This window comes from Synechococcus sp. RC10B2, assembly GCF_047502635.1.
This window is the reverse complement of the sequence record NZ_JANSHO010000064.1, coordinates 1-19,452: the sequence shown is the minus strand read 5'-3', so window position 1 is coordinate 19,452 and position 19,452 is coordinate 1. Positions and strand designations below refer to the sequence as shown.

12 protein-coding genes are annotated in these 19,452 nt (G+C 61.8%); 11 read left to right on the top strand and 1 reads right to left on the bottom strand.

Annotated features, from left to right (window positions below; translation table 11 throughout):
• The first annotated feature begins 1 nt into the window (after position 1).
• The 3 genes from NW855_RS09400 to NW855_RS09390 all read left to right on the top strand — a co-directional run bounded on the left by NW855_RS09400 (position 2) and on the right by NW855_RS09390 (position 6,317).
• Positions 2-2,368 (top strand): transglycosylase domain-containing protein, encoded by a 2,367-nt coding sequence (locus NW855_RS09400; protein WP_414508697.1) that lies wholly within the window; start codon positions 2-4, stop codon positions 2,366-2,368.
• A 332-nt stretch (positions 2,369-2,700) separates the two neighbouring features.
• Positions 2,701-4,566: an excinuclease ABC subunit UvrC gene (gene uvrC, locus NW855_RS09395; RefSeq protein WP_414508696.1), complete on the top strand. Its 1,866-nt coding sequence runs from the start codon at positions 2,701-2,703 to the stop codon at positions 4,564-4,566.
• An 80-nt stretch (positions 4,567-4,646) separates the two neighbouring features.
• Positions 4,647-6,317, top strand: coding sequence for an NAD+ synthase (locus tag NW855_RS09390; protein ID WP_414508704.1), 1,671 nt, complete (start codon positions 4,647-4,649; stop codon positions 6,315-6,317).
• 56 nt (positions 6,318-6,373) lie between these two features.
• Here the strand turns inward: NW855_RS09390 and NW855_RS09385 are convergent, their stop codons facing one another.
• Entirely contained in the window at positions 6,374-6,529 is a 156-nt protein-coding gene (locus tag NW855_RS09385; protein ID WP_414395779.1) for a chlorophyll a/b-binding protein, read from the bottom strand.
• A gap of 279 nt (positions 6,530-6,808) precedes the next feature.
• Between NW855_RS09385 and NW855_RS09380 the strand changes: the two genes are divergently transcribed.
• The 8 genes from NW855_RS09380 to NW855_RS09345 all read left to right on the top strand — a co-directional run bounded on the left by NW855_RS09380 (position 6,809) and on the right by NW855_RS09345 (position 19,395).
• On the top strand, positions 6,809-7,030 hold the full coding sequence (locus NW855_RS09380) for a photosystem I reaction center subunit IV (protein WP_011429119.1): 222 nt from the start codon (positions 6,809-6,811) through the stop codon (positions 7,028-7,030).
• 45 nt (positions 7,031-7,075) lie between these two features.
• On the top strand, positions 7,076-7,927 hold the full coding sequence (locus NW855_RS09375; RefSeq protein ID WP_414508695.1) for a DNA-formamidopyrimidine glycosylase: 852 nt from the start codon (positions 7,076-7,078) through the stop codon (positions 7,925-7,927).
• Positions 7,928-8,038: 111 nt separating this feature from the next.
• The gene (locus NW855_RS09370) at positions 8,039-8,629 is read left to right on the top strand and encodes a pentapeptide repeat-containing protein (RefSeq protein WP_011429117.1); all 591 of its coding nucleotides are present in this window, start codon (positions 8,039-8,041) and stop codon (positions 8,627-8,629) included.
• 97 nt (positions 8,630-8,726) lie between these two features.
• Positions 8,727-9,323, top strand: coding sequence for a response regulator (locus NW855_RS09365; RefSeq protein ID WP_414508694.1), 597 nt, complete (start codon positions 8,727-8,729; stop codon positions 9,321-9,323).
• Positions 9,324-9,486: 163 nt separating this feature from the next.
• The gene (gene hpsA / locus NW855_RS09360; RefSeq protein ID WP_414508693.1) at positions 9,487-16,812 is read left to right on the top strand and encodes a hormogonium polysaccharide biosynthesis protein HpsA; all 7,326 of its coding nucleotides are present in this window, start codon (positions 9,487-9,489) and stop codon (positions 16,810-16,812) included.
• A gap of 57 nt (positions 16,813-16,869) precedes the next feature.
• Positions 16,870-17,619: a prepilin-type N-terminal cleavage/methylation domain-containing protein gene (locus NW855_RS09355; RefSeq protein ID WP_414508692.1), complete on the top strand. Its 750-nt coding sequence runs from the start codon at positions 16,870-16,872 to the stop codon at positions 17,617-17,619.
• A 70-nt stretch (positions 17,620-17,689) separates the two neighbouring features.
• The gene (locus tag NW855_RS09350; RefSeq protein ID WP_414508691.1) at positions 17,690-18,808 is read left to right on the top strand and encodes a type II secretion system protein J; all 1,119 of its coding nucleotides are present in this window, start codon (positions 17,690-17,692) and stop codon (positions 18,806-18,808) included.
• A 5-nt stretch (positions 18,809-18,813) separates the two neighbouring features.
• Positions 18,814-19,395: a Tfp pilus assembly protein FimT/FimU gene (locus NW855_RS09345; RefSeq protein ID WP_414508690.1), complete on the top strand. Its 582-nt coding sequence runs from the start codon at positions 18,814-18,816 to the stop codon at positions 19,393-19,395.
• Positions 19,396-19,452 lie beyond the last annotated feature (57 nt).

Genomic DNA, 19,452 nt, shown 5'->3' with positions numbered 1-19,452 from the left:
CATGTCTGCTTCTGAAGACAAGAATTCCCTACGGGGCACCGTCGCTCGCTTCTTCAAGACCCTGGCGAGGCCCTTTCCGGTCGGGCCTACGGCCCTCCTCAAGCCTGCTCCCCCCAAACGCCCGGTGCGCCTGCAGATCACCTGCCCAGGAGAGCCTCCCCAGGTGTTTGTCCTGCAGGGATCCGACATTCTTGGTCGCAGCCAGACGGTGGCCACCATCCGCATCCCCGCCCCTGCGGTGAGCCATCTGCACGCCCGCATTCGCCCGCGTCCGGGCTGGCGTCTGCCTGGCTTGGGGTGGCGGATCCCTCTGCATCCCCTCCTCTACTGGCTGGGGTGGAACGCTGGTCGCTACCAACTGGAAGATCAAGACTCCACCAACGGCGTCTTTCGCCTCAAGCCCTTTGGCGGCGCCGAGCGGGTGCGGCGGGTGATCCTGCGCCACGGCCAGCGACTCAGCCTTGGCCCGCCCCGGGATCCGGAGAGCGTGGTTATTCAGGTGTTGGATCCACCGCCGCCGCAGGTGTACGGGGTGCGCGGCTGCCTGATCCTGATGGCGCTCTTGGGGCTGGGGGCGAGGCTTTGGATCGGCCATGAGTGGAGCAAGTTCTCAGTAGAACCGCCGCTGGCCGCCGATCGCAACCCCCTGATCGTCCTGGCCGGGGATCGGCAAACCGAGCTGCGCCGCCACCAGGGGGATCTCTACCGGGAGCTGCCCAACCTGGAAGCCTTTGGCCCGATTCTGCCCAAAGTGGTGGTGGCCGCCGAAGATCACCGCTTCTACTCCCACTTCGGGGTCGATCTGCTGGGCATTGCCCGCGCCTTTTGGGTCAACCTGCGCTCCGGGGAGGTGCAGCAGGGGGGCAGCTCCATCAGCCAACAACTGGCTCGCACCGTCTTGCGCGACTACACCGGCTCAGGCAACACCTTTGGCCGCAAGCTGCGGGAGGCCGTCGCCGCCCTCAAGCTGGAACGGCGCTACAGCAAAGACGAAATCCTCACCCTCTACCTCAACAACGTCTACCTGGGCAACGGCCTCTACGGCTTTGAGACCGCCGCCCAGTTCTACTTCGGGATCCCCAGCCGCCAGCTCAGCCTTTCCGAAGCCGCCACCCTGGCCGCCATTCTGCCCGCCCCCAACGCCTTCAACCCCGTCGCCAACTACGAGGCCGCCGTGCGGGGCCGGGATCGGGTGTTGGATCGCCTCAGCGAGCTCAAAGTTTTCCCGGAAGAGGAGATTCGGCGGGCCCGGCGCAGCCGCCTCACCCTCAACCCCAACCTGCGCTCCCAGACCTCGACAGTTGCCCCCTACTTCTACAGCACCGTCTTCCAGGAGCTGCGGCAGCTTTTGGGGCAAGATCTCTCGGCAGAGGGCAACTTCGTCATCGAGACGACGCTGCATTTGCCCTACCAGCGGCTGGCGGAGCAGGCCCTGGCCCAAACGGTGCGCGAGGTGGGATCCCGCCTGGGCTTCAACCAAGGCGCCTTGGTCAGCCTCGACAGCCGCAACGGCGAGATCCTAGCTCTCGTGGGCGGGATCGACTACACCGCCAGCCCCTTTAACCGTGCCACCCAAGCCCAACGGCAGCCCGGATCCACCTTCAAAGTCTTCGCCTATGCCGCTGCCCTCAGCCAGGGGATCCCGCTGTCGCAGGTGCTCTCCTGTGAGCCGCTTACTTGGGGCAACCTCACCTTTCAGGGCTGCCGCTCGGGAAGTGCCCCCATGGACTTGGCCCGCGGCCTGATCCTCTCCGAAAACGTGATCGCCCTGCGGCTGGCCCAACAGGTAGGGCTGGAGCGGGTGGTGGCCATGGCGCGGCAAATGGGCATCCAATCCCCCTTACAGCCCTATCCTTCCCTGGTTCTCGGCACGATGGAGGTGAACCTGCTGGAGCTGACCGCGGCCTTTGCCCCTTTGGCCAATCGCGGCCTTTGGTCTAGGCCCCACACCATCCGCCGCATCCTGGATAGCAGCGATTGCGCCAACCCCGACGACTTTCGCACCTGCCGCGAGATCTACCCCGGTCGCGAGGATCCCCGCTCGCAGCGGCTGGTTTTGTCGGAGAGCGTCGCCCAGCAGATGACCGCCGTATTGCAAGGGGTGATCCGCTCCGGCACCGGCACCGCCGCCCGCCTTGGGATCGGGGAGGCGGGCAAAACCGGCACCGCTGCCCGCCTTGGGATCGGGGAGGCCGGCAAAACGGGCACCACCACCGCCAACAGGGATCTGCTCTTTGTCGGCTACACGCCCAATCCGCCTCTGGTAACCGGCATTTGGCTGGGCAACGACGACGCCAGCCCCACCCGCGGCAGCAGCAGCATCGCCGCCCAAACTTGGAGAAACTACATGAGCCAAGTCATTCAATAGGCGACCTTGGCAAACAAGTTCTAACAACTTGACAGAAAACCTCTCCCCCTTCTCCAGGGGGAAGTGCCCGGTGGGAGCGTTGCAAGCTGTCGCGAAACCGTCTGTCACATCTCCTCCCCCGAAGGAAACGGGCTTAGGGGCGGCAGGGCTGCGGCCCGGCAGCGTTGCGAAACGCTTGGGAGGTTTTTCAGTCGAGTGATAGCTACACTTAGCCGGCCAGAAAATGAACTGCAGCCAACTGGGCGATGGGATGATTTTAAGATGGGAGTGACTTGGTCATCACTGAATGAAAGCCTTGGGATCCCTGGCTTTGCCTGTTGGAGCGAAGCTGTATGACTGTCCCTCTGATTCAAAACCCTGAGGTTCTAGAAAGCCGCCTTAAGGAGATTCCTGCCGAACCTGGTGTCTATTTGATGCGGGATGCCACCGACCAGATTCTCTATGTGGGCAAATCCAAAAAGTTGCGATCTCGCGTGCGATCCTATTTTCGCTTTACCGGCGACCTGTCTCCTCGTATTCAGCGCATGGTAGTTCAGGTTTGCGAGATCGAGTTTATCGTCACTGATAACGAAAGCGAAGCTCTAGCCCTGGAAGACAATCTCATTAAAACCTATCAGCCGCCCTACAATGTTCTCCTCAAAGAGGATAAAAAATACCCCTATTTGTGCATTACGTGGTCAGAGCCTTACCCGCAGATTTACATTACCCGCCACCGCCGTCTCAACCAAAATCAAGATAAGTACTACGGGCCCTATACCGATGTGGGCCTGCTGCGTTACACCCTCGGTCTGGTAAAGCGCATTTTTCCCTTGCGCCAGCGCCCCAAGCCGCTTTACAAGGACCGCCCCTGTTTGAACTATGACATCGGGCGTTGCCCTGGTGTCTGTCAGGGCTTGATTAGCCCGGAAGCGTATCGCAAGACCGTTGCTCAAGTGGCGATGATCTTCCAAGGCCAGACGGACGAGCTTATCCGTGAGTTGAAGGAGAAAATGGCCCAGGCAGCGCAGCAAGAAAACTATGAGGCGGCGGCGCGCTATCGGGATCAAATCCGCGGCCTAGAGCAACTGGGCCAATCCCAGAAGGTCTCTTTGCCCAACTCTACCGCCAGCCGCGATGCCATAGCTTTGGCCATGAACGACTCGCGGGCTTGCATCCAGTTGTTTCAGGTGCGGGCGGGCAAGTTGGTGGGACGGCTAGGGTTTGTGGCCGAAAACCGCGGCGACGACCCGGCTCTTATTTTGCAGCGGGTTTTGCAGGAACATTACCAATATTGCGACCCGGTGGAAATTCCCTCAGAGATTTTGACCCAGTATGAGTTGCCGGATCGCGATTTTTTGGAATCTTGGCTGAGCCAGAAAAAGGGGCGCAAGGTCAGCCTCCTTGCCCCGCAGCGGCAGAGCAAAGCCGAGCTAATCGAACTGGTGGAGCGGAACGCCCAGCTAGAGCTAGCCCGCAGCCAGCGCTTGGCAGACCGGGAGGCAGCAGCCCTGGAGCGCTTGGCAGAAGTTTTGGATCTGCCGTCAGCCCCCCGCCGCCTGGAAGCCTACGATATTTCCCACATTCAGGGATCCGATGCGGTGGGCAGCCAGGTGGTGTTTATCGACGGCCTGCCAGCCAAGCAGCACTACCGCCGCTACAAGATTCGCAACCCCGAGGTGCGTCCTGGCCACTCCGACGATTTTGCCAGCCATGCCGAGGTGGCGCGGCGTCGCTTTAGCAAAATGACCCCTGAGGATCAGCCGGACTTGGTGCTCATCGACGGGGGCAAAGGGCAACTGGCTGCAGTGATGGCTGTTCTGGCGGAGCTGGGGCTGGATCACCTGCCGGTCATTGCCTTGGCCAAGCGGGAGGAGGAAATCTTTCGGCCTGGGGATCCCGAGCCGCTGCGGCTGCCACCCCAAGATCCAGCTCGCCTGCTATTGCAGCGCCTACGGGATGAGGCCCACCGCTTTGCCCTTGCCTACCATCGCCAGCAGCGGAAACTGCGCCAACAGGCTTCTGTTTTGGAGGAGATCCCTGGCCTAGGCAAGCAGCGCCAAAAGCTGCTCATGGAGGCGTTTCGCTCCCTTGCCCGCATCCAGATGGCTACTGAGGAGCAGTTGGCCCAAGTACCTGGCATTGGCCCCAAGCTGGCCCGCCAGATCTACCGCTACTTCCATCCAGAAGCCGAAACAGAGTTGCCAGCAACAGCGGAGTAGCCGACCCGCCTGTGGGCAAGCCGAACGACCTGAGCTGGCCTATCATCGTGGAGTCCGCCATTCTCGGCCAAGGGGGCCAAGTGAAGGTAGCGCTGTTGCAACTCAACTATACCGTTGGCGATCTCAGCGGCAATGCCGAGCGCATCCGTGCGGCGGTCGAGGCGGTGGCAGCGGCAGGAGCGGAGCTGGCCATTACTTCTGAGCTGGCCTTGTTGGGGTACCCGCCCCGGGACCTGCTGCTCTACCCTGCTCTAGTCGAGAGGGCAGGCCAAGTTTTGCAGCAGTTGGCTGACCGGCTGCGGGATAGCATTCCGGTGGTGGTGGGATCCGTGCAGCCCAACCCCCTGCCGGAGGGGCGGCCTCTCTACAACGCCGCGGCCTGGCTAGAGGGGGGGCAGATCCGCCACTGGTTCCAGAAGTCGCTTTTGCCCACCTACGATGTCTTCGACGAAGACCGCTACTTTGAGCCGGGATCCCAGCCCCAGCCCGTCCAGTACGGCGGCTATCGCCTGGGTTTCACCATCTGTGAAGACATCTGGAACGACCGCGACTTCTGGCAGCACCGCCGCTACCACCGGGATCCGGTAGACGAGATGGCCCGCTGCGGCGCCGATTTGCTCATCAATCTATCGGCCTCGCCTTTTAGCCTGGGCAAGCAGAAATTGCGGGTGGAGATGCTGGGATCCCTGGCCCGCAAGCACGCCCTGCCCATCCTCTATGTCAACCAGGTGGGGGGCAACGACGACCTCATTTTCGACGGGGCCAGTTGCGCCCTAGACTGCCGGGGCCGGGTGGTGGCCCAAGCCGCTGCCTTTCAGCCGGACTGCCTGATGGTAGATGTGGAGGCGCTGGTTCACCCTCCTGAGGAAGGCCCGGAAGTTCAGGGATCCCGCTGGCCAACGGAGCCGGAAGCGGAGCTCTACGAGGCGCTGGTCTTGGGCACCCGCGACTACGTCAGCAAATGCGGCTTTCGCGAGGTGTTGCTGGGCCTGTCGGGGGGGATTGACTCAGCGGTAACTGCCGTCATTGCCGCCGACGCCCTAGGTCCAGAGCGGGTGCTGGGGGTGCTCATGCCCTCTCCCTATTCCAGCCCAGGCAGCCTGACGGACGCCTACCAACTGGCGCAGAACCTGGGGATCCCTACCCTGAAGCTGCCCATCCAGTCGATTATGGAGAGCTACCAGCACCTCCTGGCTGAGCCCTTCGCCGGCCTGCCCTCTGACATCACGGAAGAGAACCTGCAGTCGCGCATTCGCGGCACCTTGCTCATGGCCCTCTCCAACAAGTTTGGCCGGCTGCTCTTGACCACGGGCAACAAGTCGGAGCTGGCGGTAGGCTACTGCACCATCTACGGGGATATGTCCGGCGGCCTGGCCGTGATTTCCGATGTGCCCAAAACCTGGGTCTACCGCCTGGCCCGCTGGATCAACCGCCACCAGGAACGGATTCCCCTCCCCATCCTCACCAAGCCCCCCTCAGCAGAGCTGCGACCTGGCCAGAAAGATAGCGATAGCCTGCCTCCCTACGACTTGCTGGACGCTATCCTCCAGCGGCACATCGAACAGCACCAGTCGGCCGCTGAGCTGGTGGCCCAGGGGTTTGAACCTGACACGGTGCAGCAGGTGCTGCGGCTGGTGCAGAATGCTGAGTTCAAGCGCCACCAGGCTCCCCCTGGCCTGCGGGTTACCGATCGAGCCTTTGGCACCGGCTGGCGCATGCCGATTGCCAAGCGCCAAGAAGGGATCAGCTAAAGAACAAAGAGCCTGCTCCACGGCAGGCTTGATCTGGTGCTAGGGCCTGAGGGGGATCACTGAATTAGACCTAGCCAGGAGGCGACGCCTTGGCCCGTTACCGCTTCAATAACGATGGCCAGCACAAAGCCAATCATGGCTGCGCGGCCGTTGAGGCGCTCGGCGTACTCGTTAAAGCCAAACTTGGGCTCAGACAAGTTGGGGTTGGACATGGAAACCTCCAGTTAGGGCTTGGGAAGGGCTACAAGAGGAGCACCTGCCCTTCAGTATAGTTTGCATTTCTTCACATCGCAACACCAGCCGCTTCCGACGGCAGCAGGGGAGTGGCAGCCTTGGGGGCTGGGCTTTGCCCTAACGCAGGGGCGGCACCAGCGTCCAGAAGATTCCCACCTGCAGGGAAGCCACAGGGATCCCCGTTACAAAAATTCGGAAATCGCAGCCTTCTCACGGACTAGGGTAATCTGAAGGGCAGGTCAATGGAGAGAACCTCTATGGCGATTCAGCGTGGTGCCAAAGTCCGGGTGTTGCGGAAAGAATCCTACTGGTATCGGGATGTGGGAACGGTTGCGGCGGTGGATACCAGCGGCATTCTCTACCCGGTGATCGTCCGCTTCGACAAGATCAACTACTACAACATCAACACCAACAACTTCCGCGAAGATGAGCTGGAAGTGGTGGAGGAGCCCAAGCCCAAAGCCAAAGCTTCCAGCTAAGGCTGCCCCTGCCAACTCAACCAAGCTCTTTGGCTTCCTCTTCCTGTGCCCGAGCTGCCGGAAGTTGAAACCGTCAGGCGGGATCTGCAGCGCCTCACCCTCGGTCTGTGCATCCTGGCGGTGGAGGTGCTTCTCCCTCGCACCGTGGCCTACCCCGGCAAAGACGAGTTTGCGCAGGGGCTGGCAGGCAGCTGTTTGACCCAGTGGCAGCGGCGAGGCAAATATCTTCTGGGATCCCTGGACTCTGGAGCGGTTCTGGGCGTGCATCTGCGCATGACCGGGCAACTGCTCTGGGTTCAGGGATCCGCGCCTTTGCCAGCCCATACCCGGGTTCGACTGCGCCTGGAGCAGGGGTGGGAGCTGCGCTTTGTTGATCTGCGCACCTTTGGCCAGATGTGGCTGGTGCCCGCCGGGGTGGAGCCGGAGACGGTGATCACGGCTTTGCAGAGGCTGGGGCCAGAGCCGTTTTCGCCCGCCTTTTCAGAAACCTATTTCCAAGCCGCCTTGCGGAAAAGCCGCCGCCCCATCAAAGCCGCCCTGCTGGATCAGTCGCTGCTAGCGGGAGTGGGCAACATCTACGCCGACGAAGCCCTGTTTTTGAGCGGCATCCACCCCTTGACACCTGCCTCGCAGCTTTCCGACGCTGCCAAGAGCCGCCTGCGAGAAGCCTTGATCCGGGTGTTGCAAGCGGGGCTGGAGCAGCGGGGCACCACCCTGCGCGATTACCGGGATCTGCGTGGGCTCAACGGCAACTACCAGGGGCAGGCGTGGGTGTACGGTCGAGAAGGGGATCCCTGTCGCCTCTGTGGCACCCCCATTCAGCGGAGTAAGCTCTCGGGCCGCTCGGCCCACTTTTGCCCCCGCTGCCAGCCGCCTCCAGGCCGGGTTGAGACTTGATGGCGTATCTCCCGCCAACGGCTATAGTTCTAGGTTGATCTCCAGCTCCCCTCTCCCTCTGGGAGAGGGGCCGGGGGTGAGGGTCAGCCAGGAGGGATCCCCGTGAAAAAAATGGCATGGTCCCAGTGCTGGGTCGGTCTCCTCGGCGGGGTGGTCGGGATCGCGGCACTTCCTGTTTTTGCCCAACTGGAGCTGGATGCCCAACTGGGCCGATCCCAGGTTGTTGCCCCCAGCAAAGATTGCCCCGCCTGCGATCTGACGGGAGCCGAGCTGCCGGGAGTGGATTTGAGCGGCGCCAACCTGAAAGAAGCCATCCTCAGGCAGGCCAACCTGCAAGCTGCCGACCTCTCTCAGGCGATCCTCAACTTGGCCGATTTGCGCGGCGCCAACTTGCGCGGCTCGGATCAGGGCGGGGCCTTTCTGTGGGAAGCCGATCTCAGCCAGACCAACCTGCAGCAGACCAATCTCACCGGCGCCAACCTGCAGGTGGCCAACCTCAGCGGCGCCGACTTGCGCGGGGCCGTCCTCGTCGGTGCCGACCTCACAGGAGCCAACCTGCGCCAGGCCGATCTGCGCGGGGCCGACCTGCGCGGCGCTTTTTTGGAAGCAGCCGATCTGACAGGCGCCCTCTACAACGCCCAAACCCAACTGGATCCCACCCTGAACCCCGGCGCCCGCGGCATGGTCTTTGTGAAAAACTAGCTCCCCTGTCCCTGAGGGAGAGGGGCTGGGGGTGAGGGCTAGCTCCCTCTTTTGGGCAGATTAAGCTTAGCCCTCTCATAGGCCGGGATCCCCTGCCATGAGTTCCCCTGTCCGGGTTCTGATTGCCGACGACCATCCCCTGTTTCGGCTGGGGCTAAAGTTTGCCCTGCAAGCGCAAGGATTTGAGGTGGTGGCCGAAGCCGAGACGGGATCCCAGGCCGTTGAGTACTGCCGCCGTTGCCCCGTCGAGGTGGCCCTTTTGGATGTGCGCATGCCGGATGGAGACGGGATCCTGGCCTGCCAGCAGATTGTCGAGCTGGGCCTGCCGGTGGTGGTGGTGATGATGACCACCTTTCAGGAGCCGGGTCTGATTGAGGCAGCCCGCCGCGCCGGGGCCAAAGGCTACCTTTCCAAAGAGACTGACCCGGCGGAATTGGCCCGCGTCATCCGCCAGATCTTGGCCAACCCCGAACGAGACTGGCTGCCCGCCCCCAAAGAACTGCCCAAGCTCACCCCCCGCGAGCTGTGTGTGCTGCAACTGATGAAGGAGGGCCTGGCCAACAAGCAGATTGCCCGCCGCCTCGGCCTCAGCATCGAAACCGTGAAAGAATACGCCAGCGCCGCCTACCGCAAGCTGGACGCCAATGACCGCGTCACCGCCCTGCTCAAGGCGCAACAACTGGGGATTTTGTAAAAGGATTCTGAGAATTTCTTAAAAATCTTGAACTTGAAAAGGGCAAGCCAGCACCTCCCCCCAGAGGTGGGGATGTTTGAAACTTCGGATCCCTTGCATACTGTTGCTATCCTGGCGTTCCCCCAGAGGCTACTTCTTTTTCCCCGTTATCCGAGATACGGCCATGTCTGCTCCTTCCCCGCTGTTGCTCAAACTTGCCCTGCGCCTGCTCAGCTCTCTGAAGATCCCGGTGGATCGGCGCAGGATCCGCGAGCGCGGCTTTGTGCTGCCGGTCGCCATCTTAATTGTGCTGGTGTTGAGCTTGGTCACGGTGGGCCTGCTGACCCGCTCCACCCAGCGCAACATCCAAACCCAGGTGGAACGGGCGGGGCAGACGGTTAGCCGGCAACTGAACGCCGCCATCGACCGGGCACGGGCCAAGATCGACTACCTGATACGCGATCCCCGCCTGCCCGCAAGCAACCCCACCGATGCCCAATTGGTTGAGGCTTTGATTAACGATGGGGCGGGAGAGCTGATCCCGCGGGATGAGAACGATCCCTACATCCTCCCCGATGAAACCCAGTTCGTAATTACAACCAACATCGAGGTAGAGGATCCCAACAACCCCGGGCAAACCCTGCCCGTGCCGGTGCGGGCGCCGGCCTGGTGGTTTTTGGTGGACACCGACAACAACGGCGTCAACGACTCCGTAACTGCCTACACCATTCTCAACACCCGTCGGGCCGGCGGCAGGGACTTTGAGGACAGCCGGCTAACGGATACGGAGCGGGCGCGGCGCCTGATGATCCGCAGTGGCCCCCTGCAGGGCTCGGCCTTGGCTGGCTGCAACGATAACCCCCTTCAGCAGACGATCAACCCCAACGTGGGAGACTGGTTCCAGGTGGGATCGGCGCTGTACAAGCCTTTCCAGGTCTTCGCGGTCACCTTGCCCATTCAAGGGGCCGACTCCACCACCCGCGCCATCTCGGCTTTGCAATTCCAGCAGGATCGCAAGCGCGATCTGCTCAACAAGTGGGGGGCCTTCAGCCGCGGCGACCTAGAGTTTTTCTTCACTCCCGGCTACAACTGGAACGGCGCCATCTACGCCGGCGGCAGCCTCTTTTTCCGCTATGCCCCCAACAACTTGTTCCGGGCTTTCCTGATCAGCTCGCAGGAATCCTGCTTCTACATGCCTGCAGATAACTCGGAGATTACGGCCTTCGGGGAGCTGGTGGCAGGAGCCATTGGCTACGCCGGCCAGCAGGTGAGCGACTCTCTCAGTTTCGATGCCCACCCTGGCGTGGCGGATGTGCCGCCCAACGAGCCGCCTCCTAAGCTAAACAACCTGAACTTTGACTCGGTGCAAAACGGGGTAGAGCCGGAAAGTGTGGCCCTGGATCCGCTGGAGCTGCACCTTTTTGGCCGCATCCGCCCCCGAGGGAATTACCAGCAAGACGCAGCGGGATGGGCGGCTTCTCCTCTCAACGCCAAGCGGCGGGAGAACCCCGGACGGATTAAGGCCGGTGGTTTTCAGTCCGGTTCCGACCAGGTCTGCCCTCCCTACGTGGACGATGTCTATCGGGCCGACAACCGTTTTGGGCCCAAGGCCAGCTACGAGCGTCCGCCCGTGACGCCTGACCCGCAGAATGGCTGCAACGTGCCCACTTTTGCGGAAGAGTTCAACAACGCCAGGGCAGGTGGCCAGATCCTGGATGATGCCAGAAATGAGCTGGGGGAATCCCTCACTGCAGACGACCCACCCCCAGGCGCCCTTTCCGAGGTGGGCTTGGATGGCTACTGGGAGCGGCGGGCACGCGTGGAGGGCTTGCGGGTAATTGTTGGGCAGCGGCTAGAACTAACCCGCACCGATTCTTTGCCTTTGCCTCTGGTGCCGCCCGGGGATCCCAACGATCCCACCAGGCTGCAGGCCATTTTCATCAGCAACGAGGCGCGGCAACGCCTAACGCTACGGGACAACCCGGCAGCGGTGCAGGCCACGGCCGTTTACCACCACAGCCACCGAGATGGGCGCTTCCCCATTGCTTGCCTGGCCACGGTAGCCCACCCCGGCTCTCCCTGGAGCTTGCAGCGGGCTTCCACTTTCCGGAACGGCCCCCAAAGCATCAACTTCTTTACCGGCGAGGGCACCAACGTTTGGGAATATGATCCCACGCCAATGAGAGGGCAGCTACAGCCTGGCACCCCACTGTGGACGGCGCTCACCAACCTGGCCAATTTTGCCGGCGATCCCGACGGGGCCTATCCACCCAGGCAAGAAGAGGGCCGCATTCATCCGGATCCGTTCATCACCGCCTTTGGCAACTTCTCCGAGCTGCGGCGGGTGATCGACACGGTTAACAGAGGCACGCGGGTCGATCAGCTCAGCCTGGCCGACCAGACCACGCTGCAGACGGCGGGCTGCATGTTGGGCATGCTGGCCGACAACATTTTGCGGATTGAGGCGGCTGCCAACGCCGGGGATCGAGCAGCTCAGATCCTTCGGGATGATATCCGAGCCAGTCGTAGGGGTGATCTGAATGCTCCTGAGCGCAACCGCTTCTACCTGCCGCTGCGCTACATCTTCCCCACCAGCGACTTTAACCAGGCGGATCCCATAGAGAGCGCGCGGCGAGGCGCCTACTCGTGGCTGCCGCCTGCCACCTACCGGGCGGTAACCGACACCGACCTTGAGCGAGTGGCTCTTCGGCCTCGCCCCACCATCGGCGACTGGCGTTTGCCCCACGCTGCTGCCACTTGCCCCAGCAGCACCCTACTCGGTGGCAGGCACCCCAACAGCAACCAGATGGAGCTGATCCAGGTCGGCGACCAGTGCCATCGCGTGCCCTTCAAAGATTCGGTGTTTTACGATGGCCGCGAGGCGATGGCGGTGCGGGCCCTCAACATCGACCTGGCCCTTTTGACCAACAACGTCAATGGCCAGGCCAACGGGCTGATCAACGGAGATACTTGGCTGCCTGCCGGCGTGCAAGAAGGCCGCGAGGGGGGCATTTTCTACGCCTTCCGGGAAGATGCGGTGCGGGAAGATGCCATCGCCCGCCCGCCCTTGACCAACTTCGGTAGCTATCAAACCGCCTGGCGAGATGCAAATGCTCGCGGCACTCTCCCCTTCATCATGAATGCCGGCCAGCCCGGTCGCAACCAACCGGTCGGCGATCCGCCTGTTTCCAACGAGGGGCTTAGCCCCAAGCCGGTGGACTACTACCCCGATCCGGATCGGCGGCCCTATGGCTTCCGGCTGCGCAACGGGGCAGTGTTGGCGCGGGGTGGGTTCAACCTCGATGAAGCCGTCTTCGGCCTTTCCTTCGTTTCCGACAACCCCGTCTACATCCAGGGGAACTTTAACCTGCACCAGACGAGGGGAGGCGGTCAGCTGGAGGAGTTCACCACTCGCCTCAGATTTGGGGAAAACGGCCTCTACGACAACTTCTACAGGCGGCTCCGGAGGGATGAAGATCGGGGCTTTGCCCGGGCAGCCCAGGATCTCTGGCGGCCCAGCGAGGTCATAGGCGACTCGGTCAATATCCTCTCCGCCGATTTCTGCGACGGCAGCATCGACGACGGCTTTGTCCAGGATGGCACCCTCGATGGCGGCGGCAGCAACTACACCTCCGGCCAAGACTACGCAGGTGGACGGGCCTCGGCCCCTCGCCGCAACGACTACTACGGCTGCAGTGGGCCAAACCTAGGGGCCAACACCTCCTTCCTCAACCAGGCCCTGGTGATCCGGGGCAACAACTGGCCGGGCAACGGTGGCGTCCTGCGCTTCGACAACACAAATGGGGCCCAGAACCTGGGCGACAACACCAACCAGCCCGGCTGGCCGGATGTGTTTGCCCGCGACACCCTCTTTGCCCGCCGCAACAGCACCGATCCCAACTCCAATGAGGCCGACCGGACGGTGGGTCTGGGCGTGCCGGAGGTGCGGCAGTTGCGGGCGCCGGATCGGGAATATGCCAACTTTGGCGTGCGCATCTCGGCCCTGGGCAACCCGGTGCTGGATACCTCCCGTTGGGTGATGGTGGCTCCCCTCGGGCCTTGTCCGAATCCGGGCGGCGCCGGCCTGCTGGCCGAGTATTACAACGGCTGGCTCAGCAGCCCGCAGAACCAGTACGACCGCAACACAGGGTTTGCCGACCCCAATAATCCTCTAGGTCCTGTAGGTCTGCTCCAAACTGCCCAAAACCGCAACCTGCCCTACCTGCGGGCGGTGCGCTGGCCGGATCCGGTGTTCCCAGCGCAAGGAGTACCTGACGCCATTGGTCAGTACAACAATGGCTATACCACCAATGCGCCTACCTGTAATCCAAGTGGCACCAACAACCAACGCTGGGCCTGCGTGCGCAATGCTATCGATAACCCGACCAACCTGGCCCCCTTTGCCCGCAGCGGCAGCGGTTTCCCTGGGTGGGGAGGCTTCCAGTACTTTTTCGGCAGCAGCACATCGCTGAACTCCAACTCTCCCTTCAAGCGGCGGCTGTATGACAACTCTAGGTGCGACGGGTCTTTGGCGGACATTCGGCAGCCTCTTTGCCGCTTGTCGGCGCCGGCTGGCACCCCAGATCGACGGGATCGCGGCGACTGGTTCTGGATGCCTAGTTGCGGAGAGCCAGATGGCAACAATGGCTTTACGAATCTGCTGACCGACGCAGATGATCTCAACTTCCCGGGTCACTTCAACTTCCTGCGCTCCTGCTGGCGGCGCAGAAGTGGTGGGACAAACAGCGGCAACAACAACGGCAACGACTTTTTCGTGGTGCGCTGGGTAGGGGAGCTGTATCCCCGTTGGCCTGGCCTACAGAGCTACCGCATTCTCAACGGCGACGATGGCGCGCGGCTGATCATTCGACGGCGGGACGGCTCCAATGCCACTTTTGTCAACCACGGAACTTCGCTCAGCCTAGGGCCCAATGCTGCGGGTGCCGAAGCCTGGCAGGATGGCGGCGGTAACCTGGTCACCCTGCGATTAGAGCTGGAGTGCGCGGATCCATCCCAGCCCTCGCCCTACTTGGTGGAGATCCAAACTTACGAAAATACCGGCAGTGCCTCCCTGCGCTTTGCCACCCGCGATGGCAGCGAGTTGGAAGACTACGACCTGCGGTACCTGAAGCCGCTGCAGGGGGTGAACCAACCTTGCCAGCCGGATCGGAATAAACCTCTGTTATCCAACCAGAAGTACTGCGAAGCCCCTCTCAATTGCAATCCCATCTGGGGAGACTGGACTCCTGCATGTGACCCCAACATCTGTCAGCAAACCACTATTACCCAAACCAGAACTGCCACCTTGCCTGCCGGTTGCCCTGGCAGCGCGCCAACGCAGGAAACTCGGCAGATCACCTGCCAGCCGCAGTACAACTACGGGCCTTGGTCGGATTGGACGCCTCAGTGTACCCAGCAGCAGCAGTGCAGCCGGGCTACCATTACGCAGAGCCGCAGCCGCACGGTTACGCCGCTGTGTCCCAGCCAAAGCCCCTTCACCGAAACCGAAACCCGAGCCTTTACCTGCCAGCCTCCGGGGGCTACCTGCACCTACACAGACTGGACTCCTCAGTGTACGGTGGCCAACGGCGGCCTGCAAGTGACCCAAACCCGCACCAAGACCTGCACGTCGAGCTGCGGAACCACCACTACTATAGAAACCCAAACGGTTACTTGCCCGAAGATTTGCAACTACGACTGGGGCCCTTGGTCACCGGCCAGTTGCGATGAGGTCATCGACCAGATCGCCTGCGGCACAACCAAAACCTTTACCCAAACCCGGACGGGCACCCTCATCGCCAGCACCAGCAGCCCCACCTGCTCGCCCACTACAACGCAGACACAATCTTTAACCTGTCAAGGGCGGCCTTGCGGGCCGGGTACTTTTGCGCCTGAGGCTCCCGGCAAGAGCCCCTTCGGCGAGTGGATGGCGGCCAAGCCTAACACGGTGGAGCTGCGCCCTGTCCACGAAATCCAAGCCGATCCAGAGCCGGAGACGATCGGCGTGAACACGGTGGCCAAGGCTTCTACTGAAGGCGTGACCATTGCTCTGGAGCCGCAGCTCTCGCCGGTGCTGGAGGTGAAGGCGGGCGTGCCCAAGCCGCCCAAGTGGCCCAGCCCTGCCGAAGCGCTGCAAGCGGCCTTCAATTGGATCTTCGGCGAGCCGGCCTACGCCGCCCGCAACGGCCTGAGGAGCAACGTGTTGCTCAGCGAGATCGCCAACCCCAGCAAAGAGCCGGGCATCCGCCCCGCTGAAAGTGTCGCTCAGCCGATTGCTGGCAACCTGGCTCCAGGCACCGATGACTGGGCGCGGCTACTGCGGCGGAGGTTGCTCAAAGAGGATCAAAGCGTCCGCTGCGACTCTGAAGAAAAAGTTGGCCCCGACGGTGGCTTCTGGGTACCCGGCGTGTTCCGCCCCAACTTCAACGACCGCTTCAAGTACACCGCCTACACCGGTGCCAGCCGCCCCAGCACGTTGCGCACCATCGGAGGTGCTGATCCCACCTTTGAGGATCTCAACGGCAATGGCGCTTGGGATCCAGGCGAGCCGACGAACGTTTTGGATCGGGATCCGCTGTTTGGGTTTGATTTGGATCCCAACAAGCCAGGGCTAGAGATCCAGCCCCAGATGGCGCTCAACCCCTACGCCCGCGTCAACAAAAATGCTGCGGCGCAGGGTTACACCCCCGCATCCAAGTACGCGGACGGCTACTACATCGATCACAGGGGGAGTGAAAACATCCGCAACGGCCTGTGCTTCTACGTCAAGCCCAACGGCAACACCATCCAGGTGCAAATCGACCGGGATGGCGGCGGTGGCAATAACCCTGAGTGGGTAGATGTGGAGCCCTTCACCCTGGATCTGAACAGTCCCACCACCGGCTTTGCCGGCAACAACCCGGTGCTGGGGGTGATCCTGGACGAGGTGACGCGGCGGCCCATTCCCATTCCTCGCTTCCAGGAGCTGGCCTCCACCGATGTGAACCAGCGCCGCCGCAACGACAATGGCAGCCAAAACTGGCAACTGCAGCCGGCCCGAGAAACACGGGTCAACGCGGTGGCCGTTAGCGGTGTCCTCCCGTCGCGGCTGGATCAAACCGCCGGCGGTATGCACAACTTCCTGCGCCTCAACGAGCTGTGGAGAAATACCGACCTCTTCTTCAGCGGCTCGATGATCCAGCTCAACTACAGCACCTATGCCACCGGGCCCTTCCTGCAGCACAGCTTCGAGCCGCCCAACTTGGTGCCGGATCCAACCTTTGTGCGGGGCTTCGACTACTACTTCCCGCCCAATCGCCGCTTCGGCTATGACGTGGGCCTGCAGATTGCCCGCCGCCCTGGCCCGGTGTCGGCCCGCTTCCAGTTCCCCTCCAACGCGCGCACCGAGTTCCTGCGCGAGCTGGATCCACAGGATCCGTATGTGCGGCGGCTGCGCTGCGAGCTTCAGAACCAGCCGGATGTGCCGTTGGATCCGTCTGCCCAGATTGGCGGCTGCAATGAGTTCAACTGATATCAACCCGTTCGGCCAGGGGTAGATTCAAGGTAGGGGCAAAGCAGGGAGGGATCTATGGACAAGGGACGGATTTGGCGGCAACCAGCAGCAGAGGGCTTTACCCTCATCGAGGTGTTGGCTTCGGTGATCATCGTGGCGCTGGCCATGGCTGCTCTTGCCCCTGCCCTTACCTTAGTTGCCTACCGGCGGGCCATGAGCGAGCGGGTGGAGCTGGCCAATCGCCTGGCCCAGGAGGAGGTGGATCGCATCCGCACCCTGGTGGATATCGAGCTGGCTGCTGCTCCAAGGGCTTTTCAGGATCCAGTTCGGTTGGCCCAACTGCCTATGGTAGGAGCCGACCCGCTGGCAGACACCCCACCCCCTGACGAAATGCCCGCCGATGCAAATGCCGGCAACTACATGCACAGAGACAACTATTCTCTTCGCCTGGCCCAAGTTCAAGTGCCGGGGCGGAATCCGGAAGAGTACGTCATCCAAACCTTCCGCGACGCAGGGGCACCTTGCATCGACCGCCGTGAAAACAGGGTCATTGAGGGGGTGCCCTGCAGCTTTCTCATGGGGGTGAGGGTTTACCACCGCTTTTCTTTTGATCCAAACACTCGCCGAGCGCTGCCTGGCTTGAGGGCGGAGGTGGTTTCGGCTAACCAGAACTTGGCCAATGCCAATGTCTGGCTCTTTCCACTAGCCACCTCCTTTGTAGAAGTTAACCCTGCTGCCAACTTGGGAGATGTTTGCCGGCAGATAGCCATTGCCAGCGGCGAGGATCCCAACCAGAGGTGCCGGGCTTTCCCCTTGCCTAACTGACCTGCTGTACCCTGAGGTAGAGCCTAAGTTCCTTCCTGCAAAACCTGTTGAAAGATGGAGGTGTTGGCCTGTGTTGATCTTTCGCCGCCAAGCCAGCAGAGGGTTTACCCTCATTGAGCTGTTGGTCTCACTGCTGGTTGCCTCCATCTTTCTCCTGGCCACCGCGATGATTGTCATCGAGACGATGCGGCTGGATCGGGAGGAGACAGGGCGCACCCAGGTGCAGGCGGAGCTGACCCAAGCCATGGAATATATCCAGCAGGATCTGGCGGAGGCTCTCTACATTTACAACGACACCGAACAACCCAATGGAGACGGGATCCCGGATGTTATCCAGCGGCTTTACACCCCCGGCTGGATCCGCCAACCCGCGGGCGCTATCCCGGTTGTCGCCTTTTGGAAGCTGGAGCCGATCCCGCAAGGATGCTACGCGGGCAACCCCACCTTACAACAGATCCGAGAAGGCCGTGCCACCTTGCCCGCCGAACCACCTCCTGAGTTTCCGCGCACAAACGGTAAAAATGCGGATTGGGAAACCCTTGTCAGCCGCCGCGGCATCTACACCTTGGTTGTGTACTACCTGCGCCGCAACTACAACAACGCTGGCAACTTGGCGGATGGTTCGACAACCCCTTGGGAAGGCAACGCGCGGATCCAGCGTTTTGAGCTGAGACCTTTTGCAAGGCAGGGGAACAACGACTGCGCCGGGCGCAGCCCGTTCTTTGTCGAAGATCCCGATCCTTTCCGAGATGGTTTTCTCGCTTGGCCTTCCGAGCAGGCCCGAGCACGCCAGATCCCGATTGCCGGCAGCACAGATGGCCCCCGCCTGACAACTTTGGTCTCCAACATCTTCAGCAGCCGGGAGGGAAGTCCGCAGGTTGCACCCGCTTGCCCGCAGGGCTATGCCTTTGGCGGCGGCAGACCCAACGGCGTCACCTTCTCGGGGTTGGGAAATAACCAAAACGACGTGGGCTTCTACGTTTGCGTGCGGCAAAGCCCCGGTGCTGACCGACCGCAGGATGTGATCATCAACATCACCGCCACGGCCATGGAGCGGGCCAACCCTGGCCTTTTCCGTCGCTACATCCGAAATGCCACCAGCGTCGATATCTCAGAGGTGTCGCGCTACTTGCTGCCAATGCAAACACGGGTTCCTGCCCGCGGTGTTATCAACCGTCAGCTCTCCTAGGGGGAATGTCCACCATGTTGGCCTTGGAGAAAAAAGCAATTGGCCGAGCTCAGCCGCTTCGATCCCTGGGCTTTACGCTGGTAGAAGTCCTGGCGGTGGTGGTTATTATCGGCATTCTGGCCGTGCTGGCCGTCCCCTCCGGGATCAACATCTGGGCGCGGATCCAACTGGAGGATGCCCAAAACAAGGTGGAGCGCGCCCTGCGCACCGCCCGCACCAACGCCAGAGCTTCTCTCCTGGGCCGAGCTTGGGTGGTGGGGGTGGACAATTCAGAGCCAAACGTGCCGACTCTGGTTATCCAGGATGAGGAGGGCCTCTGCGATGAACCTACCCCCTGTCAGCGGCTACGCCTGAACAATTTTGTAACTGTGGCTAACACCTTCAATGACGGAAGGGCGGTTTTTGAATCCGATGGCCGCGCCCGTCGACTGGGTCGCTTTGTAGTTAGCAGCACCTACTCCCAGGGCGAAAACCGCTGCGTGGTGGTGAGCACCTTGATAGGCACCATCCGCAAGGACAACAATCCGGAGTGTGACAATGTAACCAGCGAGCCAGAGGATGTAACCAGCGAGCCAGAGGAAGGATAGCTGGGCAAGCCTCTAGTCCTGAATTTACTGAACAACATATTGTCTTACGGAACTAAA

Coding starts and splice junctions, on each gene's coding strand:
- NW855_RS09400 (WP_414508697.1), top strand. CDS start 2: ATGTCTGCTTCTGAAGACAAGAATTCCCTACGGGGCACCGTCGCTCGC.
- uvrC (WP_414508696.1), top strand. CDS start 2,701: ATGACTGTCCCTCTGATTCAAAACCCTGAGGTTCTAGAAAGCCGCCTT.
- NW855_RS09385 (WP_414395779.1), bottom strand. CDS start 6,529: ATGTCCAACCCCAACTTGTCTGAGCCCAAGTTTGGCTTTAACGAGTAC.
- NW855_RS09380 (WP_011429119.1), top strand. CDS start 6,809: ATGGCGATTCAGCGTGGTGCCAAAGTCCGGGTGTTGCGGAAAGAATCC.
- NW855_RS09370 (WP_011429117.1), top strand. CDS start 8,039: ATGGCATGGTCCCAGTGCTGGGTCGGTCTCCTCGGCGGGGTGGTCGGG.
- NW855_RS09365 (WP_414508694.1), top strand. CDS start 8,727: ATGAGTTCCCCTGTCCGGGTTCTGATTGCCGACGACCATCCCCTGTTT.
- hpsA (WP_414508693.1), top strand. CDS start 9,487: ATGTCTGCTCCTTCCCCGCTGTTGCTCAAACTTGCCCTGCGCCTGCTC.
- NW855_RS09355 (WP_414508692.1), top strand. CDS start 16,870: ATGGACAAGGGACGGATTTGGCGGCAACCAGCAGCAGAGGGCTTTACC.
- NW855_RS09345 (WP_414508690.1), top strand. CDS start 18,814: ATGTCCACCATGTTGGCCTTGGAGAAAAAAGCAATTGGCCGAGCTCAG.